A 17,726-nucleotide genomic window follows, 5' to 3' on the forward strand; every position below is an offset into this window, starting at 1 on the left:
TTCTAAAAGATAAAACTTGACTAGGAAAGTCGACAAATCATAAGTGCCCAGCAGGTTCCACTGGAGTTTTCCTCATGCGTCTTTCCGGCAGGTCGGCTATCGCAGCCCTTGGCCTCCTTATGTCATCCGTTCTTCCCGCTTTTGCTATCGAGGTAACGGACGTGACGGGCCGCAAGGTCGATGTCAACGTGCCTGCGCGGCACGTTATTCTCGGCGAAGGCCGCCAGATCTATTTCCTCGCGGCGCTCGACAAGGAAAATCCGTTCCAGCACGTTGTCGGCTGGCGCGACGACCTGCCGAAGGCCGATCCGGAATCCTATGCCGCCTATCTCGAAAAACATCCCGAGATCGCCAAGCTCGCCACCTTCGGCGGCATGAAGGACGGCACTTTCGATATCGAGCAGGCCGTGGCCCTCAAGCCCGACGTCATCGTCATGAATCTCGATGCAAAGACCGCGACGGAAGAAGCGGGCTATATCGAGAAGCTCGCCAAGGTGGGCATTCCCCTCGTCTATGTCGATTTCCGCGAAAAGCCGATGGAGAACACCGAGCCGAGCATGCGCATCATGGGCAAGCTGATGGGCAAGGAAAAGGTTGCGGAAGACTTCATCGCATTTCGCGCCGAGGCGATCCGGAAGGTGACCGACACGCTTGAAAAGAACGCTCCGAAAAAGCCGCTCGTCTTCGTGGAGCGTGCCGGTGGATATTCGGATGATTGCTGCATGTCCTTCGGCAACGAGAATTTCGGCGGGATGGTCGAGCTTGCCGGCGGTACGAACATGGCCCGCGACATCATCCCCGGAACGTTCGGCACGGTGAACCCGGAGCAGATCATCGCGTCCAATCCCGATCAGGTGATCATCACCGGCGGCATGTGGGAAGCCTATGTGCCCGGCGGCAACTGGGTGGGCGTAGGGTACGGTGCCGACCTGAAAGAAGCCCATCGCAAGCTGGAGAATCTGACGAAGCGCCCGGCCTTCACGGGCATCAAGGCTGTGAAGAACGGCGATGTCCACGGCATCTGGCATCAGTTCTACAACAATCCCTACCAGTTCGTCGCCATCCAGCAGATCGCCAAATGGCTGCATCCGGATCTCTTCAAGGACCTTGATCCGGAAGCAACCTTCAAGGAGCTGCACGAGCGCTTCCTGCCGCTTCCCTACAAGCCGGGATACTTCGTCTCGCTGAAGGGCGAATAGGCAATGACCGTAGCGGCAACCGGGAATAGGTCGGCTCAGCCCGATTGCGATCGGGTCAGCGTTGAGCAGGATCGCTCGGGACCAGCTGCCGGGCGCACCGGGCGGGACCAGTATCGCGCCCTTGCCTTCCGGCGCATCCTCATCCTGGCGGCCCTGACGGTTGCCCTTGCGGTCAGCATGGCTGTCGATATGGCTCTGGGGCCGGCGAACTATACGTTGTCGGAGGTTCTCTCGGCCCTGCTTTCTCCGCAGACGGCCAGCGACCAGCTGCGTGTCGTCATCTGGGATATCCGCATGCCGATCGCGCTGATGGCGGTCACGGTCGGGGCTTCGCTTTCCGTTGCCGGTGCGCAGATGCAGACGATCCTCTCCAACCCGCTCGCAAGCCCCTTCACGCTGGGCATTTCCGCCGCTGCCAGCTTTGGCGCAGCCCTTGGCCTCGTCGGCGGCGTCGCCCTCTTCCCGGGCGCGACGCAGTACATGGTGCCGATCAATGCCTTCGTCATGGCGGTCGTCGCTGCCCTGTTCATTCACTTCGCCTCGACGATGCGCGGCGTCACGGTCGAGACCATCGTGCTGCTTGGCATCGCGCTGGTCTTCACGTTCAACGCCGCCCTGTCGCTGCTCGAATATCTCGCCTCCGAACAGGCGCTCGCAGCCGTGGTGTTCTGGACGATGGGCAGTCTCACCAAGGCGACTTGGGACAAGGTGGCGGTGACCGCCGCCATTCTCGTGGTGACCCTGCCGCTCTTCACGCGCCAGGCCTGGGCGCTGACGGCCCTGCGGCTCGGCGACGACAAGGCGGCGAGCATGGGGATCAATGTGCGCCGACTGCGTCTTCATACGATGCTGATCGTCAGCCTGCTGGCAGCCGTCCCCGTGTCCTTCGTCGGCACCATCGGCTTTGTCGGTCTCGTCGGTCCGCACATAGCCCGTATGGTAGTGGGCGAGGATCAGCGCTTCTTCCTGCCGGGCGCGGTCATCTGCGGCGCGCTGCTTCTCTCGGCCACCTCGGTGGTCAGCAAGGTGCTCATTCCCGGTGCGATCCTGCCCATCGGTGTGATCACCGCGCTCGTCGGCGTGCCGTTCTTCTTCGTCCTGATTTTCTCCAACAGGAGGCGGGCATGGTAAGTCTTTCCCTGAGAGATGTCGGCGCCAGCTATGGTCGTACCAGGGTCCTGTCGAAGGTGGGCATCGATCCACTCAGCCCCGGCTCCGTCACGGCCATCATCGGCCCGAATGCGGCAGGAAAATCGACGCTGTTCAAGCGGATCGCGGGCCTCATTGCCGGCCCCGGGACCGTCGACCTGTCAGGCGAGACCCGTAGCGAACGCGCGATCTGTTACATGCCGCAGGATACAGGCTCGAATGCCGTTCTCACGGTCTACGAGTCTCTCCTGCTCTCTGCCAAGCAGGGCGGCGGCTGGCGGGTGCATGACGAGGAATTGTTCGAAATCGACGCGATCCTTGCCGCCCTGCGCATCGAGAGCCTTGCCTTTCGGGGTCTCGATGCTCTCTCCGGCGGGCAGCGGCAGCTTGTCTCGCTCGGTCAGGCATTGGTACGAAAGCCCGACGTGCTTCTGATGGACGAACCGACGTCGGCTCTCGACCTTCATCGACAGATCGACGTTCTCGACTTCGTTCGGGACCTTGCAGCCCGCACCGGCATGATCGTCCTCATCGCGCTTCACGATCTCAACCATGCCCTGCGCTACTGCACCAACACCATTGTCATTGCCAATGGCGAAATGGTCGCAAGCGGCACCACAGCGAGCGTCATCACCACCGCGATGCTGCGCGATATCTACCGCATCGACGCCCGGATAGAGTCCTGCTCCCGCGGACGCCCCATGGTTATCGTCGATGGTGCTCTCTGACAGGTGAGGGGCCTACTTTCGGCTCCCTTGCGAAGGAGAAGGCAGCAGCATCTAGCAGATTGATGCCTGCCCGTCGCCGAAAGGCAGCCGGCCGGCTGCCTTCACAAATCCACCGACGTTCGGGCTCCCTCAGGCGGAGAAGCTGACCCGCACGCCGCGCTGCCGGAAGTAGGCCTGCATCATCTTGCGGCCCGAGCGGTTGTTCTGCGCAAGCTTGGCCGGATCGAACACGGCTTCCGCCGCACCCTCGCGGGCGAGCGCTGCCTTGAGGCTCGCAATATGGTCGTCGATGTCGGCATTGTCCGACTGGAGCGATGCGTAGATCTTTTCGGTTACCTCGGCCACGGTCTGTTCGCTCACGGTATCTGTCCCTTCTTTCACGAAGTCGGTCGGATATCACGATTTCAGGAATCGCCAAACTGCAGACTGCGGATGAAAACCGCCGGCCCTGAAGCCTATCGAGGCCCCACAATCGCAAGAAGATCCTTCAGGGACGGAACGCAGAAGCATTCGCTCAGTTGCGGATGTGTCATTCCCAATGAAAGGTGACCGAAATGTTCATGCGCGTCGATCAACTGCAGGCGGAACTGCCTGCGCCAAAGCGGGCGGATCCGAATGCCGCGGCCGCCCTGCAGGAGCTGCTGGGTGGGAAATACGGCGAGATGTCGACGCTCGGGAACTATATGTTCCAGAGCTTCAACTTCCGCTCGAAGGAAAAGCTGCGCCCCTTCTACAGTCTCGTTGCCAGCATTACGGCCGAGGAACTCGGCCATGTCGAACTCGTCAGCAACGGCGTCGCCATGCTTGCCAACGGGCCCGACAAGAAGAACGGAGACAAGGGCGATGGCGGCGACATTTCCGGCGCGCCGTGGGAGGACATGAAGGATATGCGGCTCGCGGCCGCCTTCCTGTCCGGCGGTGGCGGTGCCATGCCGGTCAACAGCAACGGCGCCTCGTGGAACAACGACTTCATTACCACCACCGGAAACGTGGTGGTCGATCTCCTTCACAATTTCCATCTGGAATGCGGTGCCCGCCTCCACAAGCTGCGCGTCTATGAAACGCTGTCGGACCCGACGGGCCGGGAGGTCTGCGGCTATCTGCTGGTGCGCGGCTCGGTTCACGCGCATGCCTACGCCCTGGCGCTGGAAAAGATCACCGGCGTAAAAATCAAGGACTTCCTGCCGACCCCGAACATTCCCTTGAGCAAGATCCCGGAATGCCAGAAATATCTGGACGAAGGCTCCCACCGCCGCCTCTACACGTTCAGCCCGAACGACTACAAGGAAATGGCAGGCATCTGGGGCAATGGCGAAACGGCACTTCCGGCAGATCCGCCGGGCGAACTCGAAGTCGTCGACGGCATGCCGGAAGGCGGCAAGATCCACCAACTCGTCGGCGTCCCCTCGGCCTTCACCCCGGACTATGCCCCGGAAGAAATGTTTGAGATCGCCCAGAAGCTCTACAAGAAGTCGCGATAGACTTGTGTCGTCTCGTTCATGAGAATTCGGGCTGCGGTTTCCTTGGGGATCGCAGCCTGTCTCTGACCAGGAAGGACAGACGCATCGCGTCTTTGGTCTGAAATAAGATCAGGGGATGGCGGACAGGGAGGGATTCGAACCCTCGGTACGCTTTCACGTACACACGCGTTCCAGGCGTGCGCCTTAAACCACTCGGCCACCTGTCCTTGAGATCGTCACCGCTGGTTTAGGCGGTGAGATTGTTGCGCGGACGGCGATGGAACGCGACCGGGTGCAACGGTTCGCCAGAAAATCCGGTGTGCGGAGAATCCTGCGAACGGCGCGATATATACCGATGATCTCAAAGCGATCAACCGAAATCTGACAGATTTTTCGAACAGGCGGGAAGCGTTTCCACAACGGGTCGCAGGTGCTTGCGTCAGGGTGCCATTGCGCTTGGGCGGCAAGAACCTATCTTATCATCGGAACACGCGGCAAAGTGCGACGAGAGACGCCGGGTGATCGCGAAGGACGGTCGTCTTCCGCTTGCGACCACGCGATACGGGATAGCCGGTCGAAGCGGTGTCGTCACGGGCATTGCGAGACGGACAGCGGGCAAGAGCACAGGCGAGCGGAGCGGAGGCGATAATGGCAATTCTCTTCAGGCTCGCGAGCGTTCTCGCCCTGATCGTCGCGATTCTTGCAGGAACGGTGGATGCGGTGCGTTCGGTGTCGGAGACAGCCGTGGTCATGACGCCGCTCGGGATCGCGGTCGCGTCGATCAGTCCGTCCGGCCTGGAACTGATCGAGGCGCTGGAGCGGCCGGACGGCAATGTGGCAATGCTGCAGCCGGTCGTTCGCTGGTTTCTGCAGCAGCCGGCCTTTGCGGTCTTTTTGATCGCGGCGCTGTTGTTCTGGATGGCCGGATATCGCCCGGCGCACAGGCGTCGGCTGACCTGACCTCATTCTTGAGGTCGCAGGGTTCTTGAAGTCCGCAGGCCGGCAAGCCTCGGGGAAAATTGCGTCTTCGGGCTCAGGCGCCGCAAATTTTCGATCGTATGAACAACCCATTCTGGAATGGAGACGAATGCCATGTTTCTGACCGAGCTTTTCAGCAAGAAAACCACCATGCCCGAGCCGCAGAATGCGCTTCCCGGGCGCGAGGCGCCCTTGCCCACATCCACCCACCATGCCGTTAACCGGCAGCCGCTCAAGGGGCCGTATCCTGAGGGCATGAAGACCGTGCTTCTCGGCATGGGCTGCTTCTGGGGCGCCGAGCGCCTGATGTGGCAGTTGCCGGGCGTCCATGTCACGGCGGTCGGCTATGCCGGCGGCTACACGAAGAACCCGACCTATCAGGAAACGACAACGGGGCTGACCGGCCATACGGAGGTCGTTCTGGTCGTCTACGATCCGAAGGTCGTCTCCTTCGGCGAGATCCTCAAGGTCTTCTTCGAGGAGCATGACCCGACGCAGGGCATGCGCCAGGGCAACGATGTCGGCACGACCTACAGGTCCGCCATCTATGTCAACGACGAGGCGCAGCTTGCGGAGGCCAAGACCGCACGGGATGCCTATCAGGCGCAGTTGAAAAAGGCGGGTCACCGCGAGCCGATTACCACGGAGATCGCGCTGGCCGGTACGTTCTACTTCGCCGAGCCCGAGCACCAGCAATATCTGGCCAAAAATCCTAACGGCTATTGCGGCCTGCGGGGAACCGGCGTGAGTTGCCCGGTGCCTGCTCTCTGACACTCGCGTCTTAAGACCGTATCTCAAAGGGATGGCAGAACATGCCTGCCATCCCTTGCCATTGCTTCCACGGTCGTTTCCGGGTAATACATGACCCTCTCTTTCATGTTTTAACCGCCGGGACGCCGCAACAGCGCCGATGACCTTCCAGCCGAGGATGAACAACAGGATTTCCGGTTTCGACCTGATCGGAACGTGGAACAGGCGTGCCTATAATGGCGTGGTTGCCGACGTCTGGGATGTGCAGTGCGCGCGGCTGGCCGGCGGTCTTTATGTCGCCGATGCGCCGCGGCTCTTCGTGGTGCTCGAGACGCTCGGAGATCCCGCGCGGCACCTTTCCATGGCCTCGATATCGGCAGGCGCGTCGTCAAAAAGCGAGCGCGGGGTGCCGGGGTCTCCCTGCCGTCGCCTGTCCTACATTCCCGCCGGCATGGAGCTTCGCGCCGAGCTTCAGGGCATCAGCGCGATCCGCCATCTCGATCTGCATTTCGATATATCCGCACTCGGCCAGCGCTTGGGCAGCGAGCTCGATCCCCTCGTTCTCGAACAGCCGCGGCTGATGTTTGACGATCCGCGCCTGATCGCGGTGGCCGACCTTCTGGCAGCGGAATGCGCCGATCCCGATCCCTTGCATGACCTCTATGGCGATGGCCTCGCGCTCGGCCTGTTCATCGCCCTGATGCGTGTTCCCCCGTCCAGCCGGCGCTTGCGCGGGGCTCTGGCGCCCTGGCAGCTGCGCCGGGTGACCGAGTTCATCGAGGCGCATTGCTTGCGCGGTATCCGGCTGGAGGAGCTTGCCGGGCTTACCGGCCTCTCCCAGTCGCATTTCAGCCAGGCCTTCAAGGCCTCGACCGGCATGCCGCCGCACCAGTGGCAGATGCAGGCGCGCATCGAGCACGCGAAGTCCCTGCTGTCTGCCCGCAAGGCAAGCCTCAGCGAGGTCGCGGCCGTGACCGGTTTTGCCGATCAGGCCCATTTTACCCGGGCTTTCCGCAAGATGTCGGGCACCACGCCGGGCCGGTGGCTGCGCAGCCGCTGACTGCGGAATGCCTTACGGTCGCGTGGCGGATTTGCCGCAGTCTCACTGTCGATGACGCCATCGAGAACATCGCCTCTGAATCGTTCAAAATCCGCAAAACGGATCAATCCGATCTCCTGCATTTGAGCTATGCGAAACATGATAAATCGCCTCATCTTCATGGGGCGGCAGTGCCGGATGGAACAGGTGTCAGGGCCGTTCTGCCGGATGGCGAGACGGGGTGACGACATGACGGGGACAATCAAGATGAGCCGCAAGGCGGTTTGGCTCGCCGGAGCCGCGGCCATCGCCGTTTCAGCCGGCGCATCCGCGGCGCTTGCCCAGCAGGCGCAGACCCAGCAGCCGACGCAGCTCGACGCCATCGTCGTGCGTGGCGGGCAGGCGACGGCGGAAACGGCGACCGGCCCGGTCGAGGGCTATGTCGCCCGCGATACGACGGCGGGCTCCAAGTCGGCGCTGCCGGTGACGGCCGTTCCCCAGTCCGTCTCCGTCATCGGCCGCAAGGAGCTGGATGACCGTGGCGTCGTTACCAAGATCGACGAAGCGCTGCGCTATACCGCCGGCGTCACCACGGAGCCCTTCGGCTCCGATCCGGATACGGACTGGTTCTACATTCGCGGTTTCGACGCAACGCAGTCCGGCGTCTTTCTCGACGGCCTCAATCTCTATGCCTATGGCTTCGGCGGCTTCCAGACGGATGCCTATATGCTGGAGCGCGTCGATGTGCTGAAAGGCCCGGCCTCCGTGCTCTATGGCGGCGCCACACCCGGCGGCATCGTCGATCTCATCCGCAAGCGCCCGCAGGACGAGGCCGTTCGCGAGGTCGAGGTCGGCATCAACAATTTTGGCAATGCGTTCCTCGGTTTCGACGTCAACCAGAAGGTCAGCGATGCCGTGACCTATCGCGTCACCGGCAAGGTAGGCGGTGGCGAGCAGGAGAGCGACTACGCCAACGACATCAGGGGGTTCCTCATGCCGCAGATCCGCTACCAGCCGGACGATGCGACCAGCCTGACGGTCTACGCCACGCTCTCTGGCCTCGACCAGCGCCACACCGGCAACGGCTTCCTGCCCTATGAGGGCACCGTGGTGGACGCGCCTTTCGGCAAGATCGACCGTGACGGCTTCTTCTCGGAGCCCGATCTCGACACCGGCCGCTACGACCAGCAGATGATCGGCTATGAGGTCGAGCATACGTTCGACAACGGGTTGAAGCTCTCGCAGAACCTGCGCTACAGCCATCTCGACAAGCACGAAGTGCTGTTCTACCCCTTCGGCTACGTCAACACGACCGACCCGGCGGCGCCGAACTACTACGATCTCTATCGCGTCGGCTTCGAACACACGACCCGCGTGGACAGCTTCGCCGTCGACAACCGCGCCGAGATCAAGCTCGATACCGGACCGGTCGAGCACAACCTGCTCGCCGGCCTCGACTACAAGCACTACCGGCTCGATCAGGTTCAGGCCGTGCCAGCCTTCCCGGCGGCGGCCACGCCGATCGATCCGGTCGATCCCGTCTACGGCCTGCCGCAGCCGGGCCTCAGCGGTGTCTATCTCGATCAGGTTCTGACCCTGCAGCAGGTCGGCCTCTACGCGCAGGACCAGATGCGCTTCGGCGATGGCTTCCTCGTCACGCTCAACGGCCGCTACGACTATGTGGATACGCAGTCCGAGGCGCGCATCGGCACGAGCTATCGCGACAATGACAGCGCGCTCAGCGGTCGGGCGGGCCTCGCCTACGAGTTCGACAACGGCATGACGCCCTATGTCAGCGCCGCCACGTTCTTCAACCCGCTGGTCGGCACGTCCTATCTCGGTGGTGCCCTCAAGCCGGAGGAAGGTCACCAGTTCGAGGCCGGGCTGAAATACGTGCCGACCGCCATCGACGGTCTCTTCACCGTGTCGGTCTTCCAGATCGTCAAGGAGAACGTGGCGCTGACGCGGCCCGACTTCCTGCAGGAGCAGCTGGGCGAGGTAACCTCCACCGGCATCGAGCTGGAAGCCAAGGTCAATCTCGACGCGCACTGGTCGCTGCTCGGTTCCTATTCCTATACGGATCTCGAAATCACCGAGGATCTCAATCCGGCTCTCGTCGGCAACCGCCCATACCTCGTGCCAAAGAGCCAAGCGGCCGTCTGGGTCGATTATGCGCTGACCGAAGGCGCGCTGGAAGGGATGAGCATCGGCGGAGGCTTGCGCTATCAGGGCACGTCGTTCGCGGACAACGAGAACACCCGCGAGGTCCCGGATGCGCTGCTCGCCGATGCTGCCATTCGCTACGAGAAGCAAGGCTGGGGAGCAGCCCTCAACGTCGCCAACCTCTTCGACAAGGACTATGTGAAGAGCTGCCAGGGCGTTTCCACCTGCGGCTATGGCGCCGGACGCACGATCACGCTGAAGCTCAGCAAGGCTTTCTGATCTCCTCCCTTGGTATCAGCCGTCAACGACGCGAACCGCGGCGCATCCTGACCTGGATCGCCGCGGTTCTGCCGTCTGTGGAAGGGGGATGAAAGTTTTACCAGTTGTAAAATTTTTGGTGTATTTTTCCAAAGCCCGTGCAAGGATATATCTCGACCAAGCCCGCCATCCAGCGCGGCCGGTTCCGCAGACATGCTTCCGAAACAAGAGAAGCGTGCGGGAGGACCCAGAAAACACATGGTAACAAACAGGGCTGCACAATGAAGAAAACCCTCCTCGGTCTTTTTGCTTTCTCGATGATGTCGGCCACGGCGCTGGCTGCCGACATCAAGCCCGCGGTCATCTACGACCTCGGTGGTAAATTCGATAAGTCCTTCAACGAATCCTCCTTCAACGGCGCGGAGAAATTCAAGGCCGAAACCGGCATCGCCTATCGCGAGTTCGAAATCGCCAATGACAGCCAGCGCGAGCAGGCGCTCCGCCGCTTTGCGGGTGACGGCAACAATCCGATCGTCATGGCCGGGTTCAACTGGGCCGGAGCTCTCGAAAAGGTTGCGGCCGAATACCCCGATACCAAGTTCGCCATCATCGACCTGGTCGTGGACAAGCCGAACGTGAAATCGATCGTCTTCAAGGAACAGGAAGGCTCCTATCTCGTCGGCATTCTCGCGGGCCTCGCCTCCAAGTCGAAGACCGTGTCCTTCATCGGCGGCATGGACGTTCCGCTGATCCACAAGTTCGCCTGCGGCTATATCGGCGGGGCGAAGTCCACCGGTGCCGACGTCAAGGTGCTGGAAGCCTATACCGGCACGACGCCGGATGCCTGGAACGATCCGGTCAAGGGTGGCGAGATCGCCAAGTCGCAGTTCGACCAGGGATCGGATGTCGTCTATCACGCAGCCGGCGGCACGGGTGTCGGCATCCTCCAGACGGCGGCAGATGCCGGCAAGCTCGGGATCGGCGTGGATTCCAACCAGAACGGCATGCATCCCGGCAAGGTTCTGACCTCGATGCTCAAGCGCGTCGATGTCGCCGTCTACGACAGCTTCATGAGCGCCAAGAACGACACGTTCAAATTTGGCGTCTCCGATCTCGGCCTCAAGGAAGACGGCGTCGGCTATGCTCTCGACGACAACAACAAGGCGCTGATCACGCCCGAGATGAAGGCCGCAGTCGACAAGGCCAAGGCCGACATCATTGCCGGCACGCTGAAGGTCCACGACTATATGAGCGACGAAACCTGCGCTTACTGAGACGGTCCGTGAGGCGGCAAGGGCTGTCGGCCTGTCCGGCCGGCGGCACCTCGTCGCCTTGCCGCGTCTCAATAATGCGGCGGTCGGGTGATGGAGGGGGCCTCCAGCGAGGTCTCCTCCAGCGTCAGAAACCGCTCGGTCAGGCGGTCGAGCTTCGTGCGAACCTGGTCCATGATCTTCCATTGGTCGGCAAGCTGCTGCGACAGGTCCTCGATCACGCGGGCCTGATGGGCGATCGTTTCCTCGATGGCCGTCATCCGTGTCTCGTCGCTTGTCATGATCGTCATCCTCTCTTTGTCACTGGCGGATCGTGTGCCGTCGTTATAGAGGGTTCGCCCGGCGGAAGGTCAAACGCGAAACAGCCGATCCGCTGATTTAGCGCTGTCGATCGCCGTGATCGATGTTAGCCTCAGGCTTTCCGCTTTTCTCGAAGCGGGCGGTCGGACAATCAAGCAAGCACCCGGCGGCAAGGTCTGCCGACAACGGGTGCCGGGAACGGGATGCGGCTGCCATGAGCGATATCGCGATTGAGCTTCGGGGCATCGACAAGAGCTTCGGCCCTGTCCACGCCAACAAACACATCGACCTCGTCGTCAAGAAGGGAACGATCCACGGGATCATCGGCGAGAACGGCGCCGGTAAATCGACCCTGATGTCGATCCTCTACGGCTTTTACCAGGCCGATCACGGCGAGATACTCATCGACGGCAAGGTGCTGACGATCAAGGACCCGAATGCCGCGATCGCAAGCGGCATCGGCATGGTGCACCAGCACTTCATGCTGGTCGACAACTTCACCGTACTCGAAAACGTCATGCTCGGTGCCGAAGACAGTCCTGTGCTGAACGCCTCGATCTCCAGGGCCCGCGTCGAGCTGAAGCGGCTGGAGAGGGAATACGCGCTGGAGGTCAATCCCGATGCCCTCATCCAGGAACTTCCGGTCGGGTTGCAGCAGCGCGTCGAAATTCTCAAGGCCTTGTACCGCAAGGCCGATATTCTCATTCTCGATGAGCCGACCGGCGTTCTGACCCCGCCGGAAGCCGATCACCTGTTCCGTATTCTTGAGCAGCTGAAGAACCAGGGCAAGACGATCATCCTCATCACCCACAAGCTGCGCGAGATCATGGCGGTCACCGACGAGGTCTCCGTCATGCGCCGTGGCGAGATGGTCGCGACGCGCGAGACGGACAAGACCTCGGTCGAGGAACTTGCCGAGCTGATGGTGGGGCGCCGCGTGCTTCTCCGCGTCGAAAAGGGCGAGGCCCGCCCCGGTGACGTCAAGCTTTCGGTGCGCAACCTCACGGTTCGCGATACCAGGGGCGTCACCATGGTCGACGACGTTTCGTTCGATATCCGGGCTGGCGAGATCGTCGGTATCGCCGGCGTCGCGGGCAACGGACAATCCGAGCTTCTCGAAGCCATCGCCGGCATCCGCCGTGCGGCCGGCGGTACGGTCGATCTCAACGGTTCCAAAGTCGATGTCACCGGCCTTGCCGATCCGGCGGACCTGCGCACGCGCGGCCTCGCCCACGTGCCGGAAGATCGCCATCACGTCGGCCTCGTGCTCAAATTCGAGGAAAGCGAAAACGCCATCCTCGGCTACCACCGCGATCCCGCCTACAAGAAGGGCCCCCTCCTCGATATCGCCGCCATGCGGGCCGATGCCGAGGCGAATATCGCCCGATACGACATTCGCCCGCCGAACCCGCGCCTGAAGACGGCGAATTTTTCCGGCGGCAACCAGCAGAAGATCGTGCTGGCGCGCGAGATGGAGCGCAATCCCGACGTCCTGATCATCGGGCAGCCCACCCGCGGCGTCGATGTCGGCGCTATCGAATTCATTCACAAGCGGATCATCGAGATGCGCGATCAGGGCAAGGCCGTTCTCCTGGTTTCGGTCGAGCTCGATGAGATCCGCGCCTTGTCGGACCGGATTCTCGTGATGTTTGCCGGGCGCGTCGTCGGCGAGCGTGACGCCGATGCCGACGAGGGCGATCTCGGCCTGTTGATGGCCGGCGTCGAAAACCGCATGGAGGCCGCTCAGTGAGCAACCCTTACGCCAAGTTGCCCGGCTGGGCCGAATACGGTCTCATCCCGCTCATCAATCTCGTCGTCGCCTTCCTCATGGCCGGTCTCGTCGTGTTGCTCGTCGGCGAGAGCCCGCTGGAGGCTGCCTATCACCTGATCAATGGCGCCTTCGGTCGCGGTGAATATATCGGCTTCACGCTCTACTACGCCACGACCTTCATCTTCACCGGCCTTGCGGTCGCGGTCGCCTCGCATGCCGGCCTCTTCAACATCGGCGGCGAGGGGCAGGCCTATGTCGGCGGCATCGGCGTCGCGCTCGTCTGCCTCTGGCTCGACCGCCTCATGCCCTGGTACGTGGTCTTCCCGCTGGCCATTCTCGGCTCGGCGGCCTTTGGCGCGATGTGGGCGTTCCTGCCGGGCTGGCTGCAGGCCAAGCGCGGCAGCCACATCGTCATCACCACCATCATGTTCAACTTCATCGCCTCGAGCCTGATGGTCTATCTGCTAACCCGCGTCCTGAAGCCCCTCGGCTCCATGGCGCCGCAGACGCGGACCTTCGAGGCCGGCGGGCAGTTGCCGAAGCTCGACTGGCTGCTCGGCATCTTCGGGCTCGACATCGGCAATGCCCCGTTCAACGTCTCGTTCCTCCTGGCGCTGCTGGCCGCCTTCGGCTGCTGGCTGCTCATCTGGCGCACGCGCCTCGGCTACGAGATGCGCGTCATGGGTCACAGCCCGTCGGCCGCCCGCTATGCCGGCATCAAGGACGCCCGCATCACCATCATCGCGATGATGATCTCGGGCGCGCTCTGCGGCATGATGGCGCTGAACCCGATCATGGGCGAGCAATTCCGCATGCAGCTGGATTTCGTGCAGGGAGCCGGTTTCGTCGGCATCGCGGTCGCCCTCATGGGTCGCTCGCATCCGGTGGGCATCATCCCGGCTGCCATCCTTTTCGGCATGCTCTACCAGGGCGGCGCCGAGATTTCCTTCGAAATGCCGACCATCTCGCGAGACATGATCGTCATCATCCAGGGCCTCGTCATCCTGTTCGCCGGTGCGCTCGAAAACATGTTCCGCCCGGCGATTAGCCGCATCTTCGCATCTGCCGCAAGCCGCGGGTCGGCAGCCGCTGCCACCAAGGGAGCCTGATCCATGGATGTCTTTCACATGCTGGTGACGGTTCTGGAATCGACCATCCGCGTTTCCGTGCCGCTGATCTTCGCAGCGCTCGGTGGCCTCTTCACCGAGCGGGCCGGCGTCTTCGACATTGGGCTCGAGGGCAAGATGCTGGGCGCCGCCTTTGCGGCCGGCGCGGTCGCGGCCGTCAGCGGGTCGGTCTGGGCGGGGCTGTTTGCCGCCATCCTCATCTCGGTCCTGCTCTCGCTGGTGCACGGCTATGCCTCGATCACCCAGCGCGGCAGCCAGATCGTCTCGGGCGTGGCGATCAACTTCGTCGTCTTCGGCTCCACCGTCATTCTCGGCGAAGCCTGGTTCCGCCAGGGCGGGCGTACCCCGGCATTGAGCGGCGATGCGCGCTTTGGCACCATCACCTTCCCCTTCGCCGAAGAGATCCGGCCGGTGCCGGTCATCGGGCCGATCTATGCGGACCTGATCTCCGGCCACTTCTTCCTCACCTACCTCGCCTTCGCCATGGTGCCGATCACCTGGTGGATCCTCTATCGCACCCGCTTCGGCCTGCGCCTGCGGGCAGTCGGCGAAAACCCCGGCGCTGTGGACACGGCCGGTATATCGGTTGTCTGGATGCGGTACCGGGCCGTCATCTGCTGCGGCATTCTCGCCGGTCTCGGCGGCGCCTATCTGTCGCTCGCCATGACGGCGGGCTTTGTGAAGGGCATGACGGCGGGCAAGGGCTATATCGCGCTTGCCGCTCTCATCTTTGCCAAGTGGAAGCCGCTCAATGTCATGCTCGCCTGCCTGCTCTTCGGGTTCCTCGATGCCTTCGCCATTCGCCTGCAGGGCAATCCGCTGCCGCTGATCGGGCAGGTCCCGGTCCAGCTCATGCAGGCGCTGCCCTATATTCTCACTGTCATCCTTCTTGCCGGCTTCATCGGCAAGGCCGTGCCGCCCAAGGCCGGCGGGGTGCCCTACGTCAAGGAGCGCTGATTCTATGGCGACCGATCTCTTCGAAGCCGCACGCAAAGCCATGGCGCTCGCGCATGCGCCCTATTCCAAGTTTCCCGTGGGTGCGGCCATCCGCGCGGAAGACGGCACGATCTATGCCGGCGCCAATATCGAGAACCTGTCCTTTCCCGAAGGCTGGTGTGCCGAGACCACGGCGATCAGCCACATGATCATGGGCGGTGCCCGGAAGATCCTCGAAGTCGCCGTCATCGCCGAGAAGCTGCCGCTTTGCCCGCCCTGCGGCGGCTGCCGGCAGCGCCTCTCGGAGTTCGCGGAAGCCGGCACGCCGATCTATCTCTGCGACGAGACCGGGGTGAAGAAGACGGTAATGCTGTCGGACCTCCTGCCGCATTCCTTCGCCACCGACACGATCGGCTGATCGCGGTAACCCCGCGATTGGCTTTGCCAAACGGCGCCAAAACCTCTACCGCATCAGGACCGAACCCGCCCAAGGGAGGCACCTATGACACTGGAAGCCAGCAACCGGCAGCTCGCCTCTCTCGCGCTGTCCCTGCTCGACCTGACCGATCTGAGCGAAGACTGCACACCCGAAGCCATCGAGGCGCTGTGTGCACGGGCGCGCACGCCGCATGGCCCTGTTGCCGCCATCTGCATCTGGCCGCGCTTCGTGGGGCGGGCCCGCGGCATTCTCGGCGCTTCAAGCCCGGTGCGCATCGCAACCGTCGTCAATTTTCCTTCTGGCGAACAAAGCATCGATGAGGTCGTTGCCGAAACCACGAGCGCGATCGCCGATGGCGCCGACGAAATCGACCTCGTCATTCCCTATCGCGCCCTGATGACCGGTGACGAGCAGGCGGTGCGGGACATGATCCACGCCGTTCGCACGACCTGTGGGGAAGCCGTGGTTCTCAAGACCATTCTGGAAACGGGAGAGCTGAAGGAGCGCGGCTTGATCCGCAACGCGTCCCATCTCGCCATCCAGCACGGCGCAGACTTCATCAAGACGTCCACCGGCAAGGTCACCGTCAACGCGACGCTGGAAGCGGCCGATATCATGCTGACGGCCATTCGCGAAAGCGGCCGCCGGGTGGGCTTCAAGCCGGCCGGCGGCGTCAGGACCGTGGCGGACGCCCGGCTCTACCTGACGCTGGCGGCAACCATTCACGGTCCCGACTGGCTGATGCCCTCCACCTTCCGCTTCGGGGCGTCAGGCCTGCTCGGCGATATCCTCTCCGTCATCGAGGGACGTGAGTCCCTCGCCACGCCAGCGGCGTATTGAGGCGATGATCCCGCAGGAGATCATCCGCCGCAAGCGCGACCGTGTCGCCCTCGAACCATCCGAGATCGCCGACTTCGTCGCCGGTATGGCCGATGGCTCTGTTGCAGATGCGCAGGTTGCGGCCTTTGCCATGGCGACATGGTTTTCCGGGATGACCAGCGCCGAGACGGTGGCGCTGACGGTCGCCATGCGCGACAGCGGCAGGGTGCTCGATTATCACGCGCTCGGACGTCCGGTGGCCGACAAGCACTCGACCGGTGGCGTCGGCGACAACGTCTCCCTCATGCTCGCGCCGATCCTTGCGGCCTGCGGCCTCGTCGTCCCCATGATCTCGGGTCGTGGCCTCGGGCATACCGGCGGCACCCTCGACAAGCTCGAATCCATTCCCGGCTACCATATCGCGCCGTCCGCGGAGACCTTGGGTCGTGTCGTGGAAAGCGTCGGCTGCGCCATCATCGGGCAAACGGCGGATTTGGCACCTGCCGACCGACGGCTCTACGCGATCCGCGACATCACCGCGACCGTGGACTCCGTGCCCCTGATCACGGCCTCCATCCTGTCGAAGAAGCTCGCGGCGGGCCTCGGCTCTCTCGTGCTCGACGTCAAGGTCGGCAGTGGTGCGTTCATGGCCTCCGTGACGGAAGCGGAGATTCTGGCGCGTTCGCTGGTAGACGTTGCCAATGGGGCAGGGCTGCGCACGACGGCTCTCATCACGGACATGAACGAACCGCTCGCCGATGCTGTCGGGAATGCGCTGGAAATCCTCAATTGCCTCGCCTTCCTGCGTGGCGAAAAGCAGGGTACGCGGCTCGAGCAGGTCGTCATGGCGCTTGCCTCCGAAATGCTGCTGGTTGCCGGCGTCACCTCGGGGCCTGTCGAAAGCCAGGATGCCGCGCGGCGGGCGCTGGAAAGCGGGATCGCACTCGATATTTTCGGCCGGATGGTCTCGGCGCTGGGTGGACCGGTCGATTTCGTAGAGCGCCCGGAAGACTATTTGCCAGCCGCGCCGGTTATCCGGCCGGTCACCGCGGAGCGCGCCGGCAGTCTCGCCACCTGCGATGCCCGCGCCTTGGGGATGGCGGTCATCGGGCTTGGCGGTGGACGGACCCGCGCCGATCAGGCGATCGATCACAGCGTCGGCTTCTCCGACATCCTGCCGCTTGGCACGGCTGTGACAGCGGGACAAATGCTTGCCCGCGTCCATGCCGCAGACGAGACTGCTGCCGACGAAGCCATATCGGCCTTTCTGGCAGCCTATACGATCGAGAATGCTGCTCCCGCAACGCGTCCCATCATCCTGTCGCGCCTGACCGCCTGA

At 62.8% G+C, this 17,726-nt stretch carries 17 protein-coding genes and 1 tRNA gene; 15 read left to right on the forward strand and 3 right to left on the reverse strand.

The features are described from left to right. The first annotated feature begins 74 nt into the window (after nt 1-74). From BSG19_RS05415 to BSG19_RS05425, 3 genes are read left to right on the forward strand one after another with little or no spacing between them, the layout of a single operon-like run. Nucleotides 75-1,199: an ABC transporter substrate-binding protein gene (locus BSG19_RS05415; RefSeq protein WP_092985740.1), complete on the forward strand. Its 1,125-nt coding sequence runs from the start codon at nt 75-77 to the stop codon at nt 1,197-1,199. A gap of 3 nt (nt 1,200-1,202) precedes the next feature. After that, entirely contained in the window at nt 1,203-2,330 is a 1,128-nt protein-coding gene (locus BSG19_RS05420) for a FecCD family ABC transporter permease (RefSeq protein ID WP_244529110.1), read from the forward strand. Continuing rightward, entirely contained in the window at nt 2,324-3,076 is a 753-nt protein-coding gene (locus tag BSG19_RS05425) for an ABC transporter ATP-binding protein (protein ID WP_092985742.1), read from the forward strand. Before BSG19_RS05420 ends, BSG19_RS05425 begins: the two co-directional genes overlap by 7 nt. Nucleotides 3,077-3,205: 129 nt before the next feature. Here the strand turns inward: BSG19_RS05425 and BSG19_RS05430 are convergent, their stop codons facing one another. Beyond that, nucleotides 3,206-3,436 carry a hypothetical protein gene (locus BSG19_RS05430; protein ID WP_092931249.1) on the reverse strand — a complete coding sequence of 77 codons (231 nt, stop codon included), beginning with the start codon at nt 3,434-3,436 and terminating at the stop codon, nt 3,206-3,208. A 194-nt stretch (nt 3,437-3,630) separates the two neighbouring features. On the opposite strand from BSG19_RS05430, the gene BSG19_RS05435 reads away from it, so the two are divergent. After that, nucleotides 3,631-4,557: a manganese catalase family protein gene (locus BSG19_RS05435; protein WP_092985744.1), complete on the forward strand. Its 927-nt coding sequence runs from the start codon at nt 3,631-3,633 to the stop codon at nt 4,555-4,557. A 116-nt stretch (nt 4,558-4,673) separates the two neighbouring features. On the opposite strand, the gene BSG19_RS05440 is transcribed toward BSG19_RS05435, so the two are convergent. Next, a tRNA-Ser gene (locus BSG19_RS05440) sits at nt 4,674-4,763 on the reverse strand. 421 nt (nt 4,764-5,184) lie between these two features. Here BSG19_RS05440 and BSG19_RS05445 point away from each other — a divergent pair. From BSG19_RS05445 to BSG19_RS05470, 5 genes are all read left to right on the forward strand, one after another. Next, a complete protein-coding gene (locus BSG19_RS05445) occupies nt 5,185-5,496 on the forward strand; it encodes a hypothetical protein (protein WP_092985746.1) in 312 nt (103 codons plus the stop codon). A gap of 132 nt (nt 5,497-5,628) precedes the next feature. Continuing rightward, complete coding sequence (gene msrA / locus BSG19_RS05450; RefSeq protein WP_092987203.1) at nt 5,629-6,285, forward strand: peptide-methionine (S)-S-oxide reductase MsrA; 657 nt, start codon at nt 5,629-5,631, stop codon at nt 6,283-6,285. 139 nt (nt 6,286-6,424) lie between these two features. Continuing rightward, the gene (locus BSG19_RS05455) at nt 6,425-7,324 is read left to right on the forward strand and encodes a helix-turn-helix domain-containing protein (RefSeq protein ID WP_092985748.1); all 900 of its coding nucleotides are present in this window, start codon (nt 6,425-6,427) and stop codon (nt 7,322-7,324) included. 228 nt (nt 7,325-7,552) lie between these two features. Then, nucleotides 7,553-9,745: a TonB-dependent siderophore receptor gene (locus BSG19_RS05465; protein ID WP_092985752.1), complete on the forward strand. Its 2,193-nt coding sequence runs from the start codon at nt 7,553-7,555 to the stop codon at nt 9,743-9,745. 260 nt (nt 9,746-10,005) lie between these two features. Continuing rightward, nucleotides 10,006-10,998, forward strand: coding sequence for a BMP family lipoprotein (locus tag BSG19_RS05470; RefSeq protein WP_092985754.1), 993 nt, complete (start codon nt 10,006-10,008; stop codon nt 10,996-10,998). 68 nt (nt 10,999-11,066) lie between these two features. On the opposite strand, the gene BSG19_RS05475 is transcribed toward BSG19_RS05470, so the two are convergent. Beyond that, nucleotides 11,067-11,276, reverse strand: coding sequence for a SlyX family protein (locus BSG19_RS05475; RefSeq protein WP_092987204.1), 210 nt, complete (start codon nt 11,274-11,276; stop codon nt 11,067-11,069). Between the two features lie 233 nt (nt 11,277-11,509). Here BSG19_RS05475 and BSG19_RS05480 point away from each other — a divergent pair, with 233 nt between their 5' ends. The 6 genes from BSG19_RS05480 to deoA all read left to right on the forward strand — a co-directional run bounded on the left by BSG19_RS05480 (nt 11,510) and on the right by deoA (nt 17,726). Beyond that, a complete protein-coding gene (locus tag BSG19_RS05480; RefSeq protein ID WP_092985756.1) occupies nt 11,510-13,045 on the forward strand; it encodes an ABC transporter ATP-binding protein in 1,536 nt (511 codons plus the stop codon). Further along, nucleotides 13,042-14,175, forward strand: a complete 1,134-nt coding sequence (locus BSG19_RS05485) for an ABC transporter permease (protein WP_092985758.1) — start codon at nt 13,042-13,044, stop codon at nt 14,173-14,175. The genes BSG19_RS05480 and BSG19_RS05485 overlap by 4 nt, the downstream gene beginning before the upstream one ends. Before the next feature lie 3 nt (nt 14,176-14,178). Continuing rightward, nucleotides 14,179-15,150 (forward strand): ABC transporter permease, encoded by a 972-nt coding sequence (locus tag BSG19_RS05490; protein WP_092985760.1) that lies wholly within the window; start codon nt 14,179-14,181, stop codon nt 15,148-15,150. 4 nt (nt 15,151-15,154) lie between these two features. Continuing rightward, nucleotides 15,155-15,547 carry a cytidine deaminase gene (locus tag BSG19_RS05495; protein WP_092985762.1) on the forward strand — a complete coding sequence of 131 codons (393 nt, stop codon included), beginning with the start codon at nt 15,155-15,157 and terminating at the stop codon, nt 15,545-15,547. An 84-nt stretch (nt 15,548-15,631) separates the two neighbouring features. Next, nucleotides 15,632-16,408, forward strand: a complete 777-nt coding sequence (gene deoC, locus BSG19_RS05500; protein ID WP_092985764.1) for a deoxyribose-phosphate aldolase — start codon at nt 15,632-15,634, stop codon at nt 16,406-16,408. A gap of 4 nt (nt 16,409-16,412) precedes the next feature. Beyond that, nucleotides 16,413-17,726: a thymidine phosphorylase gene (deoA, locus tag BSG19_RS05505; RefSeq protein ID WP_092985766.1), complete on the forward strand. Its 1,314-nt coding sequence runs from the start codon at nt 16,413-16,415 to the stop codon at nt 17,724-17,726.

This window comes from Rhizobium sp. NFR03, from assembly GCF_900111275.1.
In the GTDB taxonomy this organism is placed as follows: Bacteria; Pseudomonadota; Alphaproteobacteria; order Rhizobiales; family Rhizobiaceae; genus Ferranicluibacter.

Excerpts from the sequence above, each read along its gene's own strand:
- BSG19_RS05420 (WP_244529110.1), top strand. The coding sequence starts at position 1,203 with ATGACCGTAGCGGCAACCGGGAATAGGTCGGCTCAGCCCGATTGCGAT.
- BSG19_RS05495 (WP_092985762.1), top strand. The coding sequence starts at position 15,155 with ATGGCGACCGATCTCTTCGAAGCCGCACGCAAAGCCATGGCGCTCGCG.
- BSG19_RS05425 (WP_092985742.1), top strand. The coding sequence starts at position 2,324 with ATGGTAAGTCTTTCCCTGAGAGATGTCGGCGCCAGCTATGGTCGTACC.
- BSG19_RS05415 (WP_092985740.1), top strand. The coding sequence starts at position 75 with ATGCGTCTTTCCGGCAGGTCGGCTATCGCAGCCCTTGGCCTCCTTATG.
- BSG19_RS05470 (WP_092985754.1), top strand. The coding sequence starts at position 10,006 with ATGAAGAAAACCCTCCTCGGTCTTTTTGCTTTCTCGATGATGTCGGCC.
- msrA (WP_092987203.1), top strand. The coding sequence starts at position 5,629 with ATGTTTCTGACCGAGCTTTTCAGCAAGAAAACCACCATGCCCGAGCCG.
- BSG19_RS05465 (WP_092985752.1), top strand. The coding sequence starts at position 7,553 with ATGACGGGGACAATCAAGATGAGCCGCAAGGCGGTTTGGCTCGCCGGA.
- BSG19_RS05475 (WP_092987204.1), bottom strand. The coding sequence starts at position 11,276 with ATGACAAGCGACGAGACACGGATGACGGCCATCGAGGAAACGATCGCC.
- BSG19_RS05455 (WP_092985748.1), top strand. The coding sequence starts at position 6,425 with ATGACCTTCCAGCCGAGGATGAACAACAGGATTTCCGGTTTCGACCTG.
- deoC (WP_092985764.1), top strand. The coding sequence starts at position 15,632 with ATGACACTGGAAGCCAGCAACCGGCAGCTCGCCTCTCTCGCGCTGTCC.
- BSG19_RS05445 (WP_092985746.1), top strand. The coding sequence starts at position 5,185 with ATGGCAATTCTCTTCAGGCTCGCGAGCGTTCTCGCCCTGATCGTCGCG.
- deoA (WP_092985766.1), top strand. The coding sequence starts at position 16,413 with ATGATCCCGCAGGAGATCATCCGCCGCAAGCGCGACCGTGTCGCCCTC.
- BSG19_RS05490 (WP_092985760.1), top strand. The coding sequence starts at position 14,179 with ATGGATGTCTTTCACATGCTGGTGACGGTTCTGGAATCGACCATCCGC.
- BSG19_RS05435 (WP_092985744.1), top strand. The coding sequence starts at position 3,631 with ATGTTCATGCGCGTCGATCAACTGCAGGCGGAACTGCCTGCGCCAAAG.
- BSG19_RS05480 (WP_092985756.1), top strand. The coding sequence starts at position 11,510 with ATGAGCGATATCGCGATTGAGCTTCGGGGCATCGACAAGAGCTTCGGC.